The sequence below is a fragment of the Fulvitalea axinellae genome, assembly GCF_036492835.1.
In the GTDB taxonomy this organism is placed as follows: Bacteria; Bacteroidota; Bacteroidia; order Cytophagales; family Cyclobacteriaceae; genus Fulvitalea; species Fulvitalea axinellae.
This window is the reverse complement of the sequence record NZ_AP025314.1, coordinates 1,510,294-1,530,955: the sequence shown is the minus strand read 5'-3', so window position 1 is coordinate 1,530,955 and position 20,662 is coordinate 1,510,294. Positions and strand designations below refer to the sequence as shown.

15 protein-coding genes are annotated in these 20,662 nt (G+C 48.3%); 6 read left to right on the top strand and 9 right to left on the bottom strand.

Annotated features, from left to right (window positions below):
- Positions 1–10 precede the first annotated feature (10 nt).
- Entirely contained in the window at positions 11–961 is a 951-nt protein-coding gene (locus tag AABK39_RS06205; RefSeq protein ID WP_338394050.1) for a hypothetical protein, read from the bottom strand.
- On the bottom strand, positions 951–1,832 hold the full coding sequence (locus AABK39_RS06200) for a DUF58 domain-containing protein (RefSeq protein WP_338394049.1): 882 nt from the start codon (positions 1,830–1,832) through the stop codon (positions 951–953). Before AABK39_RS06200 ends, AABK39_RS06205 begins: the two co-directional genes overlap by 11 nt.
- A 209-nt stretch (positions 1,833–2,041) precedes the next feature.
- Here AABK39_RS06200 and AABK39_RS06195 point away from each other — a divergent pair, with 209 nt between their 5' ends.
- The 3 genes from AABK39_RS06195 to AABK39_RS06185 all read left to right on the top strand — a co-directional run bounded on the left by AABK39_RS06195 (position 2,042) and on the right by AABK39_RS06185 (position 5,872).
- Positions 2,042–2,611, top strand: coding sequence for a DUF4296 domain-containing protein (locus tag AABK39_RS06195; RefSeq protein ID WP_338394048.1), 570 nt, complete (start codon positions 2,042–2,044; stop codon positions 2,609–2,611).
- 80 nt (positions 2,612–2,691) lie between these two features.
- Entirely contained in the window at positions 2,692–5,112 is a 2,421-nt protein-coding gene (locus tag AABK39_RS06190; protein WP_338394047.1) for an endonuclease MutS2, read from the top strand.
- A gap of 229 nt (positions 5,113–5,341) precedes the next feature.
- On the top strand, positions 5,342–5,872 hold the full coding sequence (locus tag AABK39_RS06185; RefSeq protein ID WP_338394046.1) for a hypothetical protein: 531 nt from the start codon (positions 5,342–5,344) through the stop codon (positions 5,870–5,872).
- Between the two features lie 47 nt (positions 5,873–5,919).
- Here the strand turns inward: AABK39_RS06185 and AABK39_RS06180 are convergent, their stop codons facing one another.
- Entirely contained in the window at positions 5,920–7,905 is a 1,986-nt protein-coding gene (locus AABK39_RS06180; protein ID WP_338394045.1) for a glycoside hydrolase family 97 protein, read from the bottom strand.
- Between the two features lie 286 nt (positions 7,906–8,191).
- Between AABK39_RS06180 and AABK39_RS06175 the strand changes: the two genes are divergently transcribed.
- The gene (locus tag AABK39_RS06175; RefSeq protein WP_338394044.1) at positions 8,192–9,379 is read left to right on the top strand and encodes a hypothetical protein; all 1,188 of its coding nucleotides are present in this window, start codon (positions 8,192–8,194) and stop codon (positions 9,377–9,379) included.
- Between the two features lie 83 nt (positions 9,380–9,462).
- Here the strand turns inward: AABK39_RS06175 and AABK39_RS06170 are convergent, their stop codons facing one another.
- On the bottom strand, positions 9,463–10,503 hold the full coding sequence (locus AABK39_RS06170) for a hypothetical protein (protein WP_338394043.1): 1,041 nt from the start codon (positions 10,501–10,503) through the stop codon (positions 9,463–9,465).
- 113 nt (positions 10,504–10,616) lie between these two features.
- Between AABK39_RS06170 and AABK39_RS06165 the strand changes: the two genes are divergently transcribed.
- Positions 10,617–13,256 carry a hypothetical protein gene (locus AABK39_RS06165; protein ID WP_338394042.1) on the top strand — a complete coding sequence of 880 codons (2,640 nt, stop codon included), beginning with the start codon at positions 10,617–10,619 and terminating at the stop codon, positions 13,254–13,256.
- Positions 13,257–13,385: 129 nt separating this feature from the next.
- On the opposite strand, the gene AABK39_RS06160 is transcribed toward AABK39_RS06165, so the two are convergent.
- Complete coding sequence (locus AABK39_RS06160) at positions 13,386–14,702, bottom strand: aminotransferase class I/II-fold pyridoxal phosphate-dependent enzyme (RefSeq protein ID WP_338394041.1); 1,317 nt, start codon at positions 14,700–14,702, stop codon at positions 13,386–13,388.
- A 3-nt stretch (positions 14,703–14,705) separates the two neighbouring features.
- Between AABK39_RS06160 and AABK39_RS06155 the strand changes: the two genes are divergently transcribed.
- Positions 14,706–14,930: a hypothetical protein gene (locus tag AABK39_RS06155; protein WP_338394040.1), complete on the top strand. Its 225-nt coding sequence runs from the start codon at positions 14,706–14,708 to the stop codon at positions 14,928–14,930.
- 70 nt (positions 14,931–15,000) lie between these two features.
- On the opposite strand, the gene AABK39_RS06150 is transcribed toward AABK39_RS06155, so the two are convergent.
- The 4 genes from AABK39_RS06150 to AABK39_RS06135 form a co-directional block, all read right to left on the bottom strand.
- Positions 15,001–15,900: an SdiA-regulated domain-containing protein gene (locus AABK39_RS06150; protein ID WP_338394039.1), complete on the bottom strand. Its 900-nt coding sequence runs from the start codon at positions 15,898–15,900 to the stop codon at positions 15,001–15,003.
- Positions 15,893–17,203: a UDP-N-acetylglucosamine 1-carboxyvinyltransferase gene (murA, locus tag AABK39_RS06145; RefSeq protein WP_338394038.1), complete on the bottom strand. Its 1,311-nt coding sequence runs from the start codon at positions 17,201–17,203 to the stop codon at positions 15,893–15,895. Before murA ends, AABK39_RS06150 begins: the two co-directional genes overlap by 8 nt.
- Positions 17,204–17,210: 7 nt before the next feature.
- A complete protein-coding gene (locus AABK39_RS06140; RefSeq protein ID WP_338394037.1) occupies positions 17,211–17,873 on the bottom strand; it encodes a DUF4290 domain-containing protein in 663 nt (220 codons plus the stop codon).
- Positions 17,874–18,211: 338 nt separating this feature from the next.
- A complete protein-coding gene (locus AABK39_RS06135; protein ID WP_338394673.1) occupies positions 18,212–20,473 on the bottom strand; it encodes an ATP-dependent helicase in 2,262 nt (753 codons plus the stop codon).
- Positions 20,474–20,662: the final 189 nt, after the last annotated feature.

Sequence of the window (20,662 nt, the reverse complement as noted above, 5' to 3'; positions counted from 1 at the left end):
TGTCTAAATGTTAAACCATCCAATCAGGCTTCGGAGCGGGTTCCGTTTTTTTCGCTCCCGCTTCCACTTCCAGCTCGGTCAGTCGGTCTTCCAACACTTTCTCGGCAAAAGTCTTCAGATATTCCACACTTTCCGTCAAGCTGTCGCCACCCTCGCCACCGTACATATACCGGTCAAATCGCCTGAGATGATCGGCGAGAGGGTAGCCTTCGTACATATTGCCTATCTCTTTGGATGTCAGCTTTGTGAAAGGAAAACGAATCAACTCCTCCGAATATTTTTTCCAAAGCGCCAAAATCCGCTCAGATTGCGCCACATTCTTTATTCCGCCAGCAAAAGCGACATCCATTTCACCCAAAAACTTGACGTGCTCTTTTTGCAGTTGCCAAACCGAATATTTCCACCGAATCCTTCGACCGAAAAGCAAGACAACAACAATAAAAGTCAGCACAATATAGCCCGCCAAAGCTCCGAAATGGGCAAAATCGAACTTCTCCTCCAAGCGGACGTAACCGAGACTCACCGGTTTGAGCTTGTCTTGGGCTGTCGTCACTTTCTGAAGAAAAATCGAAACCGGTTCGGCATAAACCGGCATACGGGAATCGCCCGAAACGTAGAAAACCGGAGCCTTCAAAGTCAGTGTATCGCTCAATTCGAACGTGGTGAGCGTATATACGGCACTGTCCACACTGACTCCCGCCTCGGTCTCAGTCGGAAAAAAGCGTTTGCTTACAAATCTGAATGGCGAAAAATTGTAAGCGGAATCGGGAAATATCAAGTTGATATTTTCAGGATAGTGAACCGAAAGGGCAAACTCCACCGGCTCCCCCACTTTGATAGAATCCGAAAGAAACCAGCCTACCGGAGTTATTTTACCTGATTTTCCGCCGTCTCCTTCCTGTGCCCACGACGCCGAAAATGTCAAGGCCAGTAACAGCGTTACAAAAAACCTATTTATCACGTTTCTTAGTTTTATTCCTCACTTTAAACAAGCGGATCAGTTGCGGAACATAGTCCTCTTCCGTATCCAGCCCCAAGTAATCCGTCTGGTTTCGTCTGCACAAATCCTCCAAGTCCCGCTGTTTGCTTCCGTATTTGGACCCGATTTTCTCCTTGAATTCCGAAGAAGACGTGTTGAACCAAATCGTCTTTCCAGACTCCTTATCGTGAAGCGGTACGATTCCCAATCCCGGTAACTTAGTCTCGCGACGGTCAGTGATATGGATTACCACCAAATCATGCTCACGAGCCAGACCTTTTAGGTTATGTTCATAGCCTTCATCGATAAAGTCGGACACCAATATAACCACGCTCCGCCGTTTCAGCGTATTCAGTGTAAAGCGAATCGCCTGCCCCAAGTCCGTTTTCAACGAACCCGGACGCAAATCGTACAATCTTTTTATTATCTGGTAAGCGTGTTTCACGCCTTTTCCGGGCTTGATGAAAAGCTCTCTCTCATCCGAAAAAGCGATCAAACCGGCGGAACTGTTCTCCTTGGCCGCCGACAGCATCAAGACTCCGCTGATTTCTTTAGCCACGTCAAGCTTGGTCCGCCCGCGCTTGCCTATTTCCTGCGAGGCGCTGACGTCCACCAAGAAAAAGACGTTCTGTTCCTTATCCTCCTTAAATGTCTTCACATACGTGCCGATACCCTTGGCCGACACCTTCCAATCGATGGTCCGCACATCATCGCCGTACTGGTATACCCGCACGTCGTCGAATTCCAGGCCCGAGCCCTTGAAAATCGAATGGTAATCACCCTGCATATGCGACTTGATCGCTTTGCGGATGCGAATCTCATACTGCCGGAGCTTCTGATAGATCTCTCTCATGAAACGAATACGAGTTTGAAAAACCCTGCCTCAAAGAAGCAGATCACGAAAATTATCCTTTAGCCGTAATTTCAAAACAAAAATCCGAAATATTTCGGTGCTTAACCTCTTTTAACAGAACAAGCCCGATATCAATCCTCTAATTTAATTATGAAAACATTATCTTGCAGGGATTTTCCTCTTTTCAGGCGTATTTCTCATTCCTATCCGTGAAAAAAACACTGCTGACATACCTACTGGCCCTCGTGGCTTTTAGCTCCTGCCAAACCGGCGGAAAAAAACCGAAGGGCCTTTTGCCTCCGGAAAAGATGGTTCCCGTGTTGGCCGACATCTACCTATACGAGGCGAAAGTCTATTACATGAACTTGTCCCGCGATTCGGCCAAGAACCTTTTCGCCACCATCAAGCCGGGCATTTTCGCCCGAGACGGCGTGGATTCCACCGCGTTCAACGCCAGTATTTCTTATTATACGGAACACCCGAAAGAGTTTTCCAAAATTTACAAACAGCTTTTCGACACTATCCAATCCAGAAAAGCCACTTGGGAAGCCGAAGAACAGCGAAAAAAAGCGTTCAAAGACTCGGTCGACCAAGCTCGGGAAGCCGAAGAACAGCTAAAGGCGAACGCCGATTCCCTACGTTTGCAACAGCTTGACTCTTTGCCTCTTGATTCCTTGGCGATCGACACGCTTTCGGCGAAAATACAGCTTCCAGACTCCCTGAAAAAGGGGAACAAACCGGCCGACAGCTTACTTATAGAAGACAAAGGGCGCAAGTAACGAAAAACTGCGTCCGAATCCTTCTACAGCTTTACCCAAGGCTCCTTTTACCTGACAAAAGTGTCCGGAAATTTACAGACATGTTATATCCGAAAAACATCGAGACCAAACTCGGTTTCGACCAAATAAGACAATTGTTGAAAGATGAATGCCTTAGCTCAATGGGCACCGCTTTCATCGAAAAAATCAAATTCAGCGACGACTTCGACACCGTAGAAAAACTACTGAGACAAACCGAAGAGTTTCGCACACTTTTAACCTCTGGAGAGAGTTTTCCCACCAACGACTTCATCGACGTGCGGGAATGCATGGACAAAGCCCGGATTCAAGGCACTTTCCTCACCGAAGAAGAGTTGCACGACCTGAAACTGTCGTTGCACACGCTTTCCGGTTGCGTGCTGTTTTTTAAGGAAAACGCCGAAGAATACCCTTTGCTCGCTTCAATGAGCGGAGGCGTTAACTTTGACACCACGCTTTCGGGGCAAATCGAACAGAAAATCGACGAGTCCGGTCATTTAAGAAGCAACGCCAGCGCCGCGCTCCAAAAGATCCGCAGTCAGATTCTGTCAAAGCAGGTCCATCTGCGCCGAATGCTCGACAGCGTGTTGCGCCAAGCCAAAGCTTCCGGTATTACTCCCGAAGACGTTACGCTTACAATCCGCGACGGGCGTATGGTGATTCCGATCACCGCCACGCACAAACGCAGGCTCAAAGGTTTCGTACACGACCAATCGGCGACGGGCCAGACGGTATATATGGAACCGGCCGAAGCCTTGGAAGTCAATAACGAAATCCGGGAGCTGGAATACGAGGAAAGGCGGGAAATCATCCGTATCCTGACCGCTCTCACCGATTTGGTCCGCCCGAATATCCCCGACCTGAAAAAAGCTTTCGGCTTTTTGGGAACAGTGGATTTTATCCGGGCCAAAGCCAAATTCGCCATCAAAATCGACGCCTGCTTGCCCGAGTTGGTAAAAGGCCAGATAATGGAATGGCACAAAACCCAACACCCGCTGTTGCTTCTGGCACATCGCGAGTTGGGTAAGTCGGTAGTTCCGCTCGACATCACGCTGAATAAGGAACAGCGCATCATCCTGATTTCCGGCCCTAACGCCGGCGGTAAGTCCGTTGCGCTCAAAACGGTCGGCCTAACGCAGTATATGCTACAGTGCGGGTTGTTGCCTCCTATGCTTTCGCATTCGAAAGTGGGCATTTTCAGAGACCTTTTCATTGACATCGGCGACGAGCAGTCTATCGAAAATGACCTGAGTACGTACAGCTCCCACCTGACGAATATGCGTCATTTCCTGCGATTCTCGGACAAAAGAACCCTGTTCCTGATCGACGAATTCGGAACGGGAACGGAACCGCAAGTGGGTGGAGCAATTGCCGAAGCGATCTTGGAACATCTGAACCATGCGAAATCCTTTGGCGTAATCAACACGCACTACGCCAACCTGAAGAAAGTAGCGGACAAAACTCCGGGAATTGTCAACGCGGCCATGCGCTTCGATTTGGACAAGCTGGAACCCGTATACGAGCTTTCGATTGGCAAACCGGGCAGTTCATTCGCATTGGAAATTGCGACCAAGATCGGGCTTCCGAGAAGGGTTATCGGCGCAGCCAAAAACAAAGCGGGCTATAGCCAAGTGCGCTTCGATAAGCTGATCAGCGAATTGGAACACGAAAAACGCAAATTTGAGGAACAAAACAAGAAGCTCGAAAAGCGTGACCAACGTTTAAAGAAAACGGTCAACGAATACGAAGAGCTGAAAGATTTTGTGGAAACAAAAAAGCGCGCGCTGATCAACGAAGCCAAAGAAGAGGCCCAAGGCATTATCAAAAGTGCCAACCGGGAGGTGGAGAAGACTATCCGCATAATCAAAGAGAGGAAAGCGGAAAAAGAAAGCTCCAAAAAGGCGAGACAAGACCTGGCCGAATTCCAAAAGACGATAAAACCCGAAAAAGGTATCCGCAAACCCACCAAAGGCAAGAAGAGCAAGCCGGAGGAGGAAATTGAAGTGCTGGGCGGTGAGATTACCGTGGGCTCAAGCGTCCGAATCAAAGGACAGGAGACCGTAGCCGAGGTACTTTCCATCAAGGGCAAAGATGCGGAACTTTCCATCGGAGCGCTTACTTCATGGGTTAAGCTTAATCGTCTCGAAAAAATCGGGCGAAGGGAAAGGCGCAAAAAAGAACGCAAAGCCGAACCGACTTCCAGCCTTTCGGGATTCGATATCAACAGAAAGATGTCAAACTTCAGCCCGAACTTGGACCTGCGTGGCAAGCGGGTGGAAGAGGTTCTTTCCGAGCTGATTGCCTTTATGGATAACGCCTCGATGTTCGGTTACGACGAAGTTAGGATCGTACACGGCAAAGGCAACGGCGTACTGCGAGAATATGTCCGGACCGAGCTTCGGGGCTTTCCGCAAGTCCGTAGCGCGGCCGACGAACACGTTGACCGCGGAGGGGCTGGCGTTACGGTTGTCAAGCTGAAATAAGTTTATCCCTTTTCAAAAATACTGACGGCGTCACCAAAAATGACGCCGTTTTTTTGTAGCTATCCCGAATACCCTACATTAGAAAAAAACAACAAGACATAAAATTGGGATTACGGCGTTTATTTCAAACATTTACGTTTATGAAAAACACAATTTCATATTTATTAAGTATCAAAACAAGAAAAACGAAACACGCCCCGCTACGATAATGTTATATGAAAAAAAATTTATGAGGCGACTCTACGGCATCTTCTGTTTTTTCCTTATCCTGTCCGAAATTCTTTTGACAGGTTGCTCAGAGAGCGCCCAGATGCCTCCCCTTGATAGAGCCAACACTCTACTTGCCCAATGGGATTTTTCAGATTTTGAAGCATTTTTCACTTTGCCACCTAACAATCAAGCTCTTGTTCCTCTTGCCAACGTAGTCGACCTCCAGCCCTTCCTCGATTCATATAACCAAGGAAGCATACTGTTTAAAGAAAACGGTAGATTTGAAAGTGACGGCACCAAAGGCACCTGGGAAATCGATTTGGAAAACAACACGCTCAGCCTTACTCCCACACAAACACCTTTCGATCCCAATTCTTCTTCCGGACCTGATTTCGGGTGGGAAGACATTTGGGTAAAAGGGAAAAAAATCGTGATGGAGATCGAAAAAATGACCGATAATCAATTGAAAACTTTAACATGGATCACTTTTCGGCATAATGGCGAAACATATAATACCCGCCTGAGAATGACGTGGAGCAAACAGGAATAAAAAGGTAAAGAACGGCCCGCAGGCCGTTCAAAAAGACCTATTTGTTACTACATTTCTTTAAAGCTTACACAGACTCCTCCACCGTTTGACAATTGAAAATCTAGTACATCCTCGGCTGAAACAACTTTTTTGCTTACCTCATAACTTTCCTGATTTCTCTCAAAATCCGTATCCGAGCCGTCTTCAAACACGGTCGCTTCGTATTTCTTTCCCGATTTCAAAAAGCCCAAAGGAATTCTCAAATCGCCTCCTTTTTCATTCACCAAGCCTCCCACATACCAATTTTCACCTCTTCGGCGGGCATACACGGCTTTTGATCCCATTTCGCTAGTCAACACTCTGGTTTCATCCCAAGAGCCTTTCATTTCTTTCACAAAGTCGAATAGGTCTTGCTTGCTTTCATAAGCGTTATCATGATCGCTGATAATCGTCAGCCCCACACTGCCTACCAACACCCGGGCGGCCTCGGCCACGGCGGTTGAATACAATGGTTTGCGAACTTGGAAACGTTCCGCTACCATCTCACTTTCCAAAGAGAAGAACCCGTTTTGGAAATCCACTGGTCCAGCGACAGAATTCACAAAAATCGTCTTCAAGAAACCTGTAGGTGAGAATGTCCTCCCTGCATCAAACTGGGCGTGTCCAAACTCACGGGTAACCAAATTAGGCCAAGTCCGGTCCTCACCCGTCGGATGGATCGGGTTATCGTGAAAATTAACCATCAGCTTATATTTGGCGCACATTTCAACGATCTCCCTTGTCAGGCGAACTTTCTTCTGACGATTCTTCTCCTTCATAAATCCGTACTTGATCCCGACAGCTCCCCAATCGTGATAAGTTGCCAGTACCTTTTCCAGATACCCCATCCCCTTTGACCTTCTCAGTTTATCATTCAGATAAATGAAAACGCCCACACGCCTTTCCCTTGCGTATCGCACAAGCCCCGGCATATCAATCTTTCCCCTGAGCTTATTAATTTCCTGGACGTCCCCATTGTAAAAGCGGGCGGCCGTTTTGGCGTCGCCGTCCTGGCGTTCCGTCAACGGATCTGACTCAGCGTCCCATTGGTTGCCGTACCAACCCGAATCCACCATCAGGTAAGGCACTCCGTTGTCAGCGGAAAAATCTACCATCCGCTTAAAAGTCTCCATGTTTTTGCCGTAACGGAAACCGTCTTCCAATTTGGCACCCCAATAGCGACACTCGTTAGTACAGGTTCCCGCACGAACCCAAGAGGCGTCCGCTATACGCCGAGCTGGGTTCAGGTTTTGGATTAAATGCGAAGTCGAGAGGTCTCCAAGGCTGTTTTCCATCAACACCACTCTCCATGGCAAAGCTTTGGGCGCTTCCACCGTCGACGCTTCGATATTCACGGCCAAACAACCTTTTTTATTCCGCACGAAATTCATAAATGAAAAATCGTTCAGATCAGCTTCATGCACAGCGAAGAATTTTCCTTTCGGCGATTCCATCACAACAGGAGCTTTCAGCGATTTTATGGAAGCAACCTTTACCGGACCTACAGGGTCCCTTTCGCCATTTGGAGCGTAACATGAGACATCATCCGCAAAATCAAACTCCATCAGATCCTTTTCCACTACAAAACGTTTTCGGCCTTGACGGGGGAATTCATACCTCACGGCTATCCCGTTGTCATAAGCCCGAGCCACCACGTTCAATTTTAAATCCGGATTGCTTTCATCAGCCAAATGAAGGCGAATCTCGTTGTAATGGTTACGAACCTTTGAAAAATCGCCCCAAGGCGCATCCCACTTTTCGTCTGTAGCAGAGTTTTCCTGACTAAGTTGCCTGACGCGTTCCAAGCCTCCACCTTTTAGCCTCAAACCCAATGCAGATTCCCTCAACACCGTATCTCCGTCTTTGAGTGCGGAGTAGAGAAGTTTGCCATCCCGAATCCGAAACGATACCGTAGTCTTTTTACCCGGCGATTCTACCTTTGTGGTCTTTTGCACCTGTTGGCAAGCGGTAAAAAACACCATCACCATCAATGCGGAAATCATTATCCTAAACATACCGTTCGATTAAAATGAAAAAAGAGACGGGCTTCCGAACTCAAAAAGACCGAATGCCTCGCCATTACACTGAAAATAGGATCGCCGAAAAACAGAAACAGCTTTCGCAATTTTTTTTTTGTAAAAACACCGTTAAACAAAGAATTAACCATCCTGTAAGTCAACCAGATAATTAAAACAACAAGACAACACTCGAAGTGCAGAAAAAACAAGCGTAAGCAATTTCGGACATAGTTATAACCGCCTGTTTCCGGGCTTTTGTAAATTGCCGACATACTTTTCCACTATGCCAAAAGAACGTAAAATACGGGTTAGCCTAAACGCAATTCTGACCAGTCAATGCTTTTCGAAATCGGTAGTAAACAAAGGACTGCTGACCTTTCTTGTGGAAGAATCTCTGAAAGGCGAAAACCCGACAGAGCACAGAATCGCCTATGAGGTTTTCGGAAAAAAATCGGATCCGGACAAACCCCATAACGTCCGGATTTACGTACATAATCTTCGCAAAAAGCTTAGTGAGTATTACGCCTCCGAAGGCAAAAACGCCGAAGTCCGTCTTGACATACCGAAGGGCGCCTATAAAGTCACGTTCCACACAGACCGCAGATTGGCTTTATTATCAATAGCTAATCTCTCCGCCCCTTATATTCTTATCGCCGGACTTTTGCTGGCCATTATCGGCGGAACTTTATGGGTTACCGCCCCTACCCAACCTTCCGACAACCTTTTTCTCTGGGGAAACCTTTTACGCTCGGGACATCCGACCAAAATAGTCTTGGGCGACCATTATTTTTTCCGGGGAGAAAGTCCTATCGGTGGCTGGGGAGCTATAAGGCACACTTACGTCAATTCCGACAAAGACTTGGACGAACTAGTCCGTAAGCAACCGGGACTGGCTCCGAAAGTAAAAAAGATGAGCCAGACGTTTCTCAACCAACAGGCCCCTTTCGGGCTTTACAAAGTAATGGGCATCTTGGGCGGAGGCCGAATCCCCGTAGATATGATGTACGCCAGCAATATGAGTTGGCACACGCTAAAGGGTCAAAACGTAGTGTTTATCGGATCCTTCAAAACCCAAGGTATTCTGAAAAGTGTAAGCGAAGCCATCGGTATCGATTTCCGGATTCAGGATTACCGACTAATGTATTCCACTGCGGACTCGGTAAGCTCATACCAAGGAAACAGCGCCAAATCGTATCCCAACTTGGATTACGCCACTTTAAGCCGATTTGTAACGGATGACGGCAGACAGATAATTTCGGTTATCGGGAACACGGACATGAGCAATATCGCCTGCTTGGAGCACATCTGCCAAAAAGACAATCTGGAAGGGCTTGAACGATTGGCGTCCGACTTTCCGAATAAAAACTTCAAAGCGCTTTTCGCTATCAGAGGTCAGGACAGAACCGGATTCCAAACTGAACTGGTGAGAATAGATCCGATAACCGTTTCTGTGGATGAAATCTGGCCTTGAAAACCATGCTACCCTTTTTAAAAGGTTCTTTGGCAAAAAATCTCCTTCCAGCACAAGCCAGAAGGAGATTTTCTTAAAGGATTTTAGCGGCTCATACTTATAGTGTTCACCACATCAAAGCTCATTTCCTGTCCCGAAAAATTCATCACGACAGGCGTCGTAATCAGCATTTCCATATGACTGCGTTCAAAAGCCTTTAGTCTTGCGGCGACCTTTTTACCTGAGAGAGCTTTACTTGGCAATGCAGAATTCGCAGGCAATGTCATGAATTGTATAACAACTTCATGATTCTCACCTTCTTGCTCCATTGTCCATTCCGTCATCGGTAAGCTGGCGTATACACCTTTTCCGTTTGTCAACAGATTCATATGACTGCCCTTATAAACACTTCTCATATTCGCCTCCACGGCAGCCTTAAGCAACGCATAATCACTATCTGACAAACCCATTTGCTGATCCGGCATCTGTACGGCAATATCATGTACTTTCCAGAATCCGGCTAACGCTTCCTTGGTCAAAGCAACGTCCGGATCACGGGTTATCGTGGGCCCTTCATCCACCCGAATCACTCGCGTTTTCACGCTAGTCTGTCCCGTCACAGGACCTACAGCCATACGGTGAACCAAGCTGAGCTTCATCTCATCCTGACCTACGCTATCAACCACTAAGTCAAACTCACCTCCTTCCAAAAGGCCTTTCATACTGACATGCCCATGACGGGTATCCTTCATACCTTGATGGTCATGATCCGTATCGTCTTTGGTATGAAAAGCCTCAGTATGGCGCATTTTCAACTTGCCGTCCTCGTATTTCCACGTGAGGCGCCTGCCGTCAAAATTGCCGTTCATATACTTGCTGTCCAGGGAAAGCCTCATGCCTTTTACCAAGGTCGCCATCGCTTTGGAAGACGTTTCCGATACGGCCTCGGCGTCAATTCCCGGAAGAGCGTTCATCACCGAAGGATTGTCAAGAATTAGTTCAGAAGAAACATCTTCAAAGGCCCAAGTCCCGTGAAGCTGCGAAGCCGTAACTGCCGGCGTGCTATCGTCGTCGTCATTATCGCTACAAGAGGAAAAGAGCGCAAAGACTGACAGGAAAAGAGCGGGGATAAGTAATCTTCTCATGTTGTTTGGTTTAACATCGAATCAAAACCCGAAAAGGTTTGTGTTTTTGTTTCGCAACATCATAGGCCTTGCTATTGTTCAATAGCGAGCGCCGGTATCCCCAGTCAGAATTTATGTTCGTCCAAAAAAATAAAACCAGAAAACCGACCGTTCCTGCCGGGAATCTCAACCGGGGCGTTGCCCAGGCTTTTTTCAGTACAAGGAAGAACAAAAAGGTTCGGGCTACGCTTGAGGGCGCATCTGTTTCCGCCCAGAATATTCACTTAGCCGAACAAGCTCCCGAAACACCTGACGATCATAGCCTTTTTTACCTAAAACAAGACAAAGTGGATGTCCCCCCTTCCGCCTGTCATTTTCTGATTTCCAATGATCACACACTGGCGGTTTTGGACTCTGACTACGAGGCAAAAACATTTTTTGGAACGGTAGAGGTTTTGGAAAGAACCCGTGAAATGTTGATGAAAAACAAAAGCCTTTTTTTCATCCAGGAAACAGGACAAAGACTGGCCGTAAACGGTAAAATGTTATTCGAAGTGGAGCCTCTCCCTCTTGACCACAGCGCCCACACCGGCTACGGCCCTTTTGCCAAAATGCCCTTCAGAGGAAGCAGTTGCAATGTTATCCATTATCTATACGGACTGAATCCGGATGTGGACAAAGGGAGCGAAACCAACGCTTACGGAGTTCGACTTGCCCCGCCGTTGGGTTATGCCGGCATCGGTGGTAATTGTGAAGAAACCGTAAACGGAATCCATGAACTCACCAAGGTCATGGTGGAAGGTCGGGGCAAGAAAATGGACGAGGAAAGAATCAGGGAAATTCTGGATACGCCCATGGACAAACCTGACCAAAAACAAACGGAAAAAGATTATAAAGCCATGCTCCGGAGACGGAAAGGCAAACTTTCGGACTTGGAAGCGCAACTGGGCGTGAACCAGTTCGCCGAACCCCACCTGGGCGACGACGTGGCCTCATACATGCGCAGCAACGACGACGAAGACGTCTCGCATTATGCCCAAGGCCATTATCACGGCGCTGTTGTGGCCGAAAGCGCCGACGGGCAAGATTATGTTTGTCTGCAGATACGAAGACGGATGCATCTGGAGAGGCAACGCGAACGGATTTTACTCAAAAGATACGGCATAAACGCCGACAACTGGTCCGATTACGAATTACTCTTGCAAGCCACTCCCGAACTGACCATGGCCGGAGACGACCTGGCCAAATATGGAGACAACAGCGACTTTCTTCGTTCAAAACAACTCGACTTTCTTGCTCATACAGGTTCTTTTCTGCGTATGTACGGACGAAAAAAAGGAGAAACTTATCACGAACGCCAATCGGGAAATCCAGCTTATGACGTTCCTTCTCCTTTAACCGTAGTAATTGGGCACACCGCCAAACCTGAAGACGAACACAGACTTTCGGGACAGGAATCTCCAACGGTGGAAGTGCGTTCCAAACCAGCTCCACCTTCGTTTTCCTCAACCGCTTTTGACTTGGAAGTCCATGAGGAACTGGGCATATTACCTGAAGAAGATCAGGAAATATTCCGCAGAGTCATGGAGCAATTGCAAACTTATGACGGCTTCCAAGGGTATGACAACGAACGGGTATTACACGACCGGATGGCTACGCTCTATGAACTCGACCATATAATCTATCATTGGCATTCGCAACATCCAATCCGTCCATTTAGGAATAAGCCCGGAAGGTCTTTACCCGAAATGCCGGTAATTACGCCTTCACTATTTCGGTTGCTTGACAAATCCCAAAAAGAACATCAGAAAGTAGTGGCGCACACTATTGAGCATCAATGCAGGATTTGGCACAATACGGGAGAAGATGACGCTACCGTTCAGGAAACATGGCGCCGGGCAGTGAATATGACTGGAAAGGTAAGACCCGTTAAAGGAAAAGCAAAAGATTCCGCCTTCTTGGGTAGACTTGACGCTCTTCACGCCAAACTGATTGCCCAAAGAAAAGGAAGGGAACTTCTGGAAAGAGCTTTTTCGGATGATCTGAAGAAAAAAATCAGCATCGACAGTCCTTACAAAACTTTTATGGGGCAAAACTTCGATGACTGTGTAGTAACGATAAAAGACCCTCACCGAGCAAAAAAACGGCAAAAATGCTATTGTTCGGCGGAAACTATCCCTGGCAAAGGGAGCGACTCAGTCATCTATATTCCTGATGACGATTCGTTTTCGGATTCCCACCGAATGTTTGTGGGCGGTGAGAACAGACAACTTGAACTTAAAGAAGAGAATGCGGAAGACGGTTGGCTGGCTGTAGGAACAGAGCCTTTGATAGCGAAAGAAGGTGAGGGACCTCGTGAAACGGAAGATACTGAAGTTTCGGTTGTCAACGAAAGCTTGATTTTGGCTCCCGCATTTATAAGGTACGGCCGAGCGCTGGAACAAGCGCTTCATGCCAACACGGGCGTTTGGAAGGGTGAAGACGATACGGAAGCTTACGCCAAAGATTGCGTATTAATGAAATGGGGTAACGCGGAACGACACACCGTGACGGATGAATTTGAAAACGAGCTGAGGAATGAACACTGGCTCCCCCAACGTCTCGCCATCTCGTCAGGGCCTGCGCACCGGCCACAAGGCTGGCACTTCCCCCGCACAACCGAAGTGGATGTGACAGATTCCAAAGGAGAAAGCTGGGCGCTAATCTCCTACGCCAACGCACGCCCCTCACGGCCGACATCTCCCGAATTCTGGCCACCGGACACCGACTCATAAATTGATCGGAACAACGATCACAACAAGCGTAACCAGAACAGGTTAATTCCACCCAAGAAAAAAGGTCGTTCCGGAATCTCCGAAACGACCTTAATATTTTCATTCCGCACAATGGCGGGACAATTCATCTTAGTGACGACCTACCTCTTGTTCGATCATCAACTCGGCGATACCGTCCTGACGGTACTCCTTGTTCTTCAACTTCTCAGCGATTTCCGAGAATGCGTCGATTGTCTCCTGAACGTCTTCCATAGTGTGGGCGGCGGTCGGGATCAAACGCAACAGGATGTGTCCGCGAGGGATAATCGGGAATACCACTACCGAGCAGAAGATGTTGAAACGCTCGCGAAGATCGTGAACCAAGTTTCCGGCCTCGGTCATCGAGATTCTTGTTTGCTCTTCTTTGCTCAAGCCTTCGTCGCCTTCACTCAAACCTGCCTTCAAGAATACAGGAGTTACAGGAGACTTAGTAGAACCCAAGTTGAACCCACGCTCACGAAGTCCGTTTTGAAGGGCATCAACAACTTCCCAAAGCTTTTGCTTTTGCGGGCTGTTTTTCAGCATTTCCAGACGCTTCAGGTTACCGATTACCAACGGCATTGGCAACGACTTGGCGAAGATCTGCGAACGAGTGCTGTAACGCAGGTATTTGATGATTTTCTTAGGACCAGAAACAAAAGCTCCGATGCTTGCCATTGATTTGGCAAACGTAGAGATATAAATATCAGTTTGGTCCTGTACGCCGAGGTATTCATCTGTACCCGCACCAGTTTCGCCCATTACGCCGAATCCGTGAGCGTCGTCGATAACCACACGGAAATCGTACTTCTCTTTCAAGGCAACAACCTCTTTCAAAGGCCCTACGTTACCCGACATTCCGAATACGCCTTCGGTGATTACGAGGATACCTCCACCGGTCTCAGCGGCGATTTTCGTAGCGCGCTTAAGTTGCTTCTCAAGGCTCTCAACGTCGTTGTGCTTGTACACCAAACGCTTTCCGGCGTGCAAGTATACACCGTCGATGATACAAGCGTGCGACTCAGCGTCATACACGATTACGTCCTTACGGTCAACGAGCGCTTGGATGATAGACTGTACGCCTTGGTATCCGAAGTTCAGCAACATCGCGTCCTCACGCTTAGTGAACTCGGCCAATTCTTGCTCAAGCTGCTCGTGGTATTTCGTGTTACCCGACATAATACGAGCACCCATCGGATAAGCCAATCCCCAATCAGCGGCCGCTTGCGCGTCAGCCTTACGGATTTCGGGATGGTTAGCCAAGCCCAAGTAGCTGTTCAAGCTCCAGTTCAACACCTCGCGGCCTTGGAACTGCATCCTTGGCCCTATCTCTCCTTCGAGCTTAGGGAACATATAATATCCCTCATTCACGTCAGAGTATTGTCCCAATGGGGTATTTCTAGCGTCTAGCTTCTCAAAAATATCCACGACTTGCTATATTTTATAACTTACACAATATCATTACTCTTCGCCGGAAATCCGGCCGTCGGCTTCGTTCCCGTCAATACAGACGAAGTTACGATTATTAGCCAATCTACACAAACCCGCCTTCCTAATTTAAAGCTTTGGGAAATCATGAATAAAATTGGAGTTTTCCCTCACCACGCATTCCCTTCAGCCGATAAAGACAGGCTTCAATACAACGCCATCACATAAGCGTTCATTGTATCAGCAAAGAACAATTTCAAAGCGTACCGTACAGTTACGCATATTCAAAAAAATAATTTCAAAAGCCTTCCGGCCTTTCAAACACCAAAACAGAGGGAGCGTTCCCCCTAAAACCGTAGCGTTTTTTCGCTTGTTTCGAAACCTTGGTTCCGTTGTTGTCAAACCCGATCAGAATCCGGTCATCGGTTACCACCAGGGCTTCGGCCATGCCATATTCGTACGGCTCATACATCTTACGCCTATCCGTTACGGCCGATTTCTCAAAGGAATATTCGTCCACAATTTTTCGTTGTTCCAGATCGTATTTTATCACCCTCCAGCCACTCCGCACCAAAGCGTAAAGATACCGCCCAGAGTTGTCCATAGTCAGGCCAGTGAAGTCATGGCCTTTCCCCATGTTGAACTTGCCGACAATTTTTCCGGTACCAGCCACCACTTTCAGAATATAGCGAGGCTGGCGCTCTTTGGCCAAATACAGCGTTTTCCCGTCCGGCGAAACGGCCAGGCCTTCCAGGCCGGCATTCCCCCAACTCGACACGTCTATATCAGCCGACGGATAATTAACTGCAACTTTCTTGACATCTCCGTCAACGGAAGCCCGAAGCACTTCAGAAGTCTTTTCGTTGATAAGGTAAATATGCGAACCGGAGGTCTCTATTCCTTCCAAGTCCAACCTGCCCTTATATTTTAAGGCAATCCAAGGATGAACCTGAAAAGTCTCACCTTCATCGATCAATCTGTAGACAAACCTATTGTCGTCTTTGTCGGCTACGGCCACCAAAGCACCTTTATACATCGCCAAACCGCTTAGGTCAAAACGTTTGCCCAATTTTCCCGAAAGTTGCTTGGCCGTGATCAGCTTCAGCTCTTTCTTCTTGGGAGAATCATCGGCCCAAGCCGTAAAACTTACGGCAAAGGCCAAGACTAGCGACATCAGTATCCGACTTGCCTTAATCATCAAGACGCTCAATTTTAGCTCCCAAAGCGTTAAGGCGCTCATCAATACGCTGGTATCCACGGTCAATCTGCTCCACATTGGAAATAACGCTGGTACCTTCGGCGCTCATGGCCGCAATCAGCAACGAAACTCCCGCACGGATATCAGGGCTGGTCATTTTGATTCCCCTAAGCGGGAATTTCCTGTCCAAACCGATGACTGTAGCCCTGTGCGGATCACACAAAATGATCTGCGCACCCATGTCGATCAATTTATCGACAAAGAACAAACGGCTTTCGAACATCTTCTGGTGGATCAAAACCGTTCCTTTGGCTTGCGTCGCCGTTACCAAAGCGATACTCAGGAGATCCGGCGTAAAGCCTGGCCAAATAGCGTCGGCTACCGTCATGATAGATCCGTCGATAAATGATTCGATTTCATAATGCTCCTGAGCGGGGATGTAGATGTCATCATCTTGGATTTCCATCTTGATTCCCAAACGGCGGAAGGTTTCCGGAATAATTCCGAGTTGGTCTACCCTAGCGTCCTTAATCGTGAGCTCTGAACCGGTCATCGCCGCCATTCCGATAAAACTCCCGATCTCGATCATATCCGGAAGCATCGTGTGCGTTGTGCCTCCCAATTCCCGCACGCCCTCGATGTACAACAAGTTCGAGCCCACACCCATAATGTTGGCTCCCATTCTATTGAGCATCTTGCAAAGTTGCTGGATATAAGGCTCGCAAGCGGCGTTGTAGATCGTGGTTTTGCCTTTGGCCAACACGGCCGTCATGATAATGTTGGCTGTGCCGGTAACCGAGGCTTCATCCAAATGGATATACGCACCCCTAAGATCTGAGGCGTCAACTGAATAAAAGTGCTCTTCGGCGTCAAACTCAAGCTTGGCTCCCAATTTCGAGAAACCGAAAAAGTGAGTGTCCAGCCTTCTCCGCCCGATTTTGTCTCCGCCCGGTTTAGGCATACGGGCTTTGCCAAATCTGGCCAAAAGCGGGCCTAACACCATAATGGAGCCGCGAAGAGAAGCCGCTTTCTTTTTGTAGGTTTCCGTTTCCAAAAACGCCACATCAACGTCCGAAGCGGTGAATTTATACGTTTCGTCCTCCACTTTTTCCACTGTCACGCCCATGGCGTCCAACAGGTCTATAAGTTTGAGAACATCCCTAATCTCAGGGACTTTATGTAACGTAACGGTTTCTTGGGTTAAAAGTACAGCGCAAAGAATTTGTAACGCCTCGTTTTTCGCACCTTGGGGAACAATCTCTCCTTTTAGTTTGTGTCCCCCCTCAATTTTGAATGAAGCCATCTAAAAACTAGTTCCTCTTTCTGTATTTCGTATTAGGCATTACGCGTCTCTTTTGGCCATAAGAGCCGTTTCCTCTTGAGTCGCGGTCACGGTTATCTCGGCTATCCCTTCTGTCCGTGTTTCCGAAAAGGCTTCTTTCGCGCACAACGTCGATATTCAGCGAAAGCTTCCCTTTCGTGATTTCCTTCATATTCTCAAGGATGATGGCGTCGTCTACGTTATCCTTGTTCCAAGCCAAGTAAAACGTCTTCATCAACCTGCCGATTGTACCGACCGCTTGCAAGCGCTCTTCCTCGTCTTCGATCTGGAGAGCTTTTTCGAGCATCAAGCCGATGTTCTTCCCGTAATGCTTAAAGCGCAGGTGCCTTTGCGTATACGGAACTCTCTCCGGCTTTTTGTGAATGGCTTCCGGCGACGGCATCGGAAACGGACTGTCTACATCAAGCTTGAAATCCGACATGATGTAAAGGTCATCCCAAAGGCTCTGGGCGTATTCCGGCGAATCCTTACCGTTCGGGCTGATTTGTTTCATCAGCTGGATCACCGTATAAGCGAATTTTGTTCGGCGCTCACGGTCCTCCATTGCGGTCACGTGATCCACCAATTTCTGGATATTCCGGCCATACTCCCTCAATGTGAGCTTAGGCCTGCTTGTGTTGTATTCTCTCATCTACCTAGCGAAATTTTTACTTAACTATAACTAGCGGGAAAAGCGGAAGGGCTGGCAATGGCGCATTTTTTTTTATGCGGTCACCGCCCAAACAGCATTTAGTGCAAAATACGGGCTGTATTTCGGTTCTTCATCCAAAAAAACCTGGCAACTTAAGGGTTACGAGCGCCGGGCTTCCTACCATGCGCCATCCCCGCCGTGAAGGGAATCATGCGGAGAGACGCCCAAAACACCTTCAGGGCGTCTCTCGAAAACTTAGGGTTAAATCTAGCTTTTACTCGAATACTTAAAAAGCACTTTCAACAAAAACTACAACCGTTTATTTATAATTCGTCAAATCAGTCCAAAATCCTAAGCTTGGCGAAGCTCAACAGCAAGGTCTTCGACCCGACTTTGTCAAACGCCACCTTCGCCCTCTTGTTCATTCCGTCCATATCCAAGGCCTCCACCGTTCCGAATCCGAACTTCTGGTGCTCCACTTTTTGGCCTACGGCCAATTTCGACGGATCGCTAGGAGCGAATCCTTCCGACGGCTTATGCGGCTTTGCTCCCGCCATACGGGCTCCCAAAGTTGTCGGCTTTTTCGTCGGGGCCGAAATTCTGGCAAACGACAGTTCCGACGCCGGCTTAGTGGTGGAAGTATGGACTTTCCTGCTCGAAAGATTCATATGTTCCGGCCCGATTTCGTCGAGGAAACGGCTACGTTCGCCGTAGGTAAGGCGACCGAACCTGTAACGACTCAGAGCGAATGTCAATGTCAATTTCGACTGGGCGCGGGTGACGGCCACATAAAACAGGCGACGTTCCTCTTCCAGATCTTTCCGGCTTCCGAGCATCATCTGCGAAGGAAAAAGATCCTCTTCCATCCCGACCAAAAAGACGTGTTTGAACTCCAAACCTTTGGCCATATGGACGGTCATCAGCGTCACTTTGTCCGGATCGTCGTCCTTGTCTTGGTCTACGCCCGTCAACAACGACACTTCCTGAAGGAAAGCCGTAAGGCTCTTGTCCTCCACTTCCGGATTGTCGGTGAATTCCTTAACGGCGTTGATCAATTCCTGGACGTTCTCATAACGGGTCAGGCCCTCTACCGTCTTGTCTTCATAAAGCATCTTGATAATACCCGTGTCTTTGGCCACTCTCCGGGTGACTTCGTATGCGTCTTTGCGGGTAGCGTCGTAGCGGAAAGCTTCCACCATATCCTTGAAACCCAAAACGGCGTTTGCCGCGCGGGCCGGCAGATATTCGGCTGGCCGGCATACCGCTTCCCAAATGCTTCCATCATAACGTGTACCCGCCGCCATGATAATCTTATCTACGGAAGTCGGTCCGATTCCACGTTTTGGAAGGTTGATGATTCTCCGGAATGACTGTTCGTCTTGGGGGTTGATGGCGAATCTCAAATAAGCCAAAACGTCCTTGATCTCTTTCCTTTGGTAGAATGAAAGACCGCCTACGATTTTGTATTTGATATTCATTCGACGCAAAGCCTCTTCAAGCGATCTCGATTGGCTATTGGTCCGGTACAAAACGGCAAAATCCTGACTGCGCCACTGTTTGCGCATTTTCTCCTCGAAGATTGCCGAAGCCACCAAACGTCCCTCTTCTGTATCGGAGGCCGCTTGGATAAGCTCGATCGATTCGCCTTGGGGGTTCGCCGTCCAAACGTTTTTCGGAAGTTGTCCCGTATTGTTGCGGATAATTCCGTTTGCGGCGTCCACGATATGTTGAGTCGAACGGTAATTCTGCTCAAGCTTTATGGTTCTCAAATCGGGAAAATCTTTCTCGAAGTTGAGGATGTTCTCGATTTCGGCACCGCGGAAAGCGTAAATACTCTGGGCGTCGTCGCCCACTACGCAGATATTGCCGTGTACGCCAGCGAGTTTCTTCGTGATCAGGTATTGGGAAACGTTGGTATCCTGAAACTCGTCCACCAAGATATAGCGGAAACGGTGCTGGTATTTGTGCAAAACGTCCGGATGCTCTTTGAACAGCACGTTGGTGTTGAAGAGCAAATCGTCGAAATCCATCGCTCCGGCTTTGAAGCAACGCTGGACGTATGTCTTGTAAATCTCTCCCAAACGCGGTTTTCTGGCACTTTCGTCATCTGCCTTGAAGAGCGGGTTGCTGATATATTCCTTCCAGGAAACCAGCTTGTTTTTCGCTCCCGAGATTCGGTTGAAAACTACGTTGGGCTTGTATATTTTGTCATCGAGACCCATTTCCTTCACAATCTGTTTTACCAGTTGCTTGGAATCGTCGGTGTCGTATATCGTGAAATCTTTCGGGTAGCCGAGCTTGTCGCATTCGAACCTGAGAATTCTGGCGAAAATCGAGTGGAAAGTCCCCATCCACAGGTTGCGGGCCTCTTGCCCCACTTCCTTCTCAATACGCTCGCGCATCTCCGAGGCCGCCTTGTTGGTAAACGTCAGCGCCATAATACTGAACGGATCCACACCGTGGGCTTTTATCAGGTGAGCGATACGCATGGTGAGCACCCGCGTTTTGCCAGAACCCGCTCCGGCGATAATCATGCACGGGCCTTCGGTATTCACGACACCCTCGCGTTGGGGCTCGTTGAGTCCTTCTAGATAATTCAACATGAAAAAGCTTCTTGTTTTTCCGCCACGGCGGGCATGCGGTGGCTCCTTAGCGTTAACCGGCCGCAGGGGACCATGCTTGGCCCGGCCGGGTTCTTTTGCGCAAGATACGAAAAGCTATTCACTTCGATGCATTATATTCGCGATGTTTGTCGTTAACTCTACGGCGCCGGCCATCCGGCACGCCAG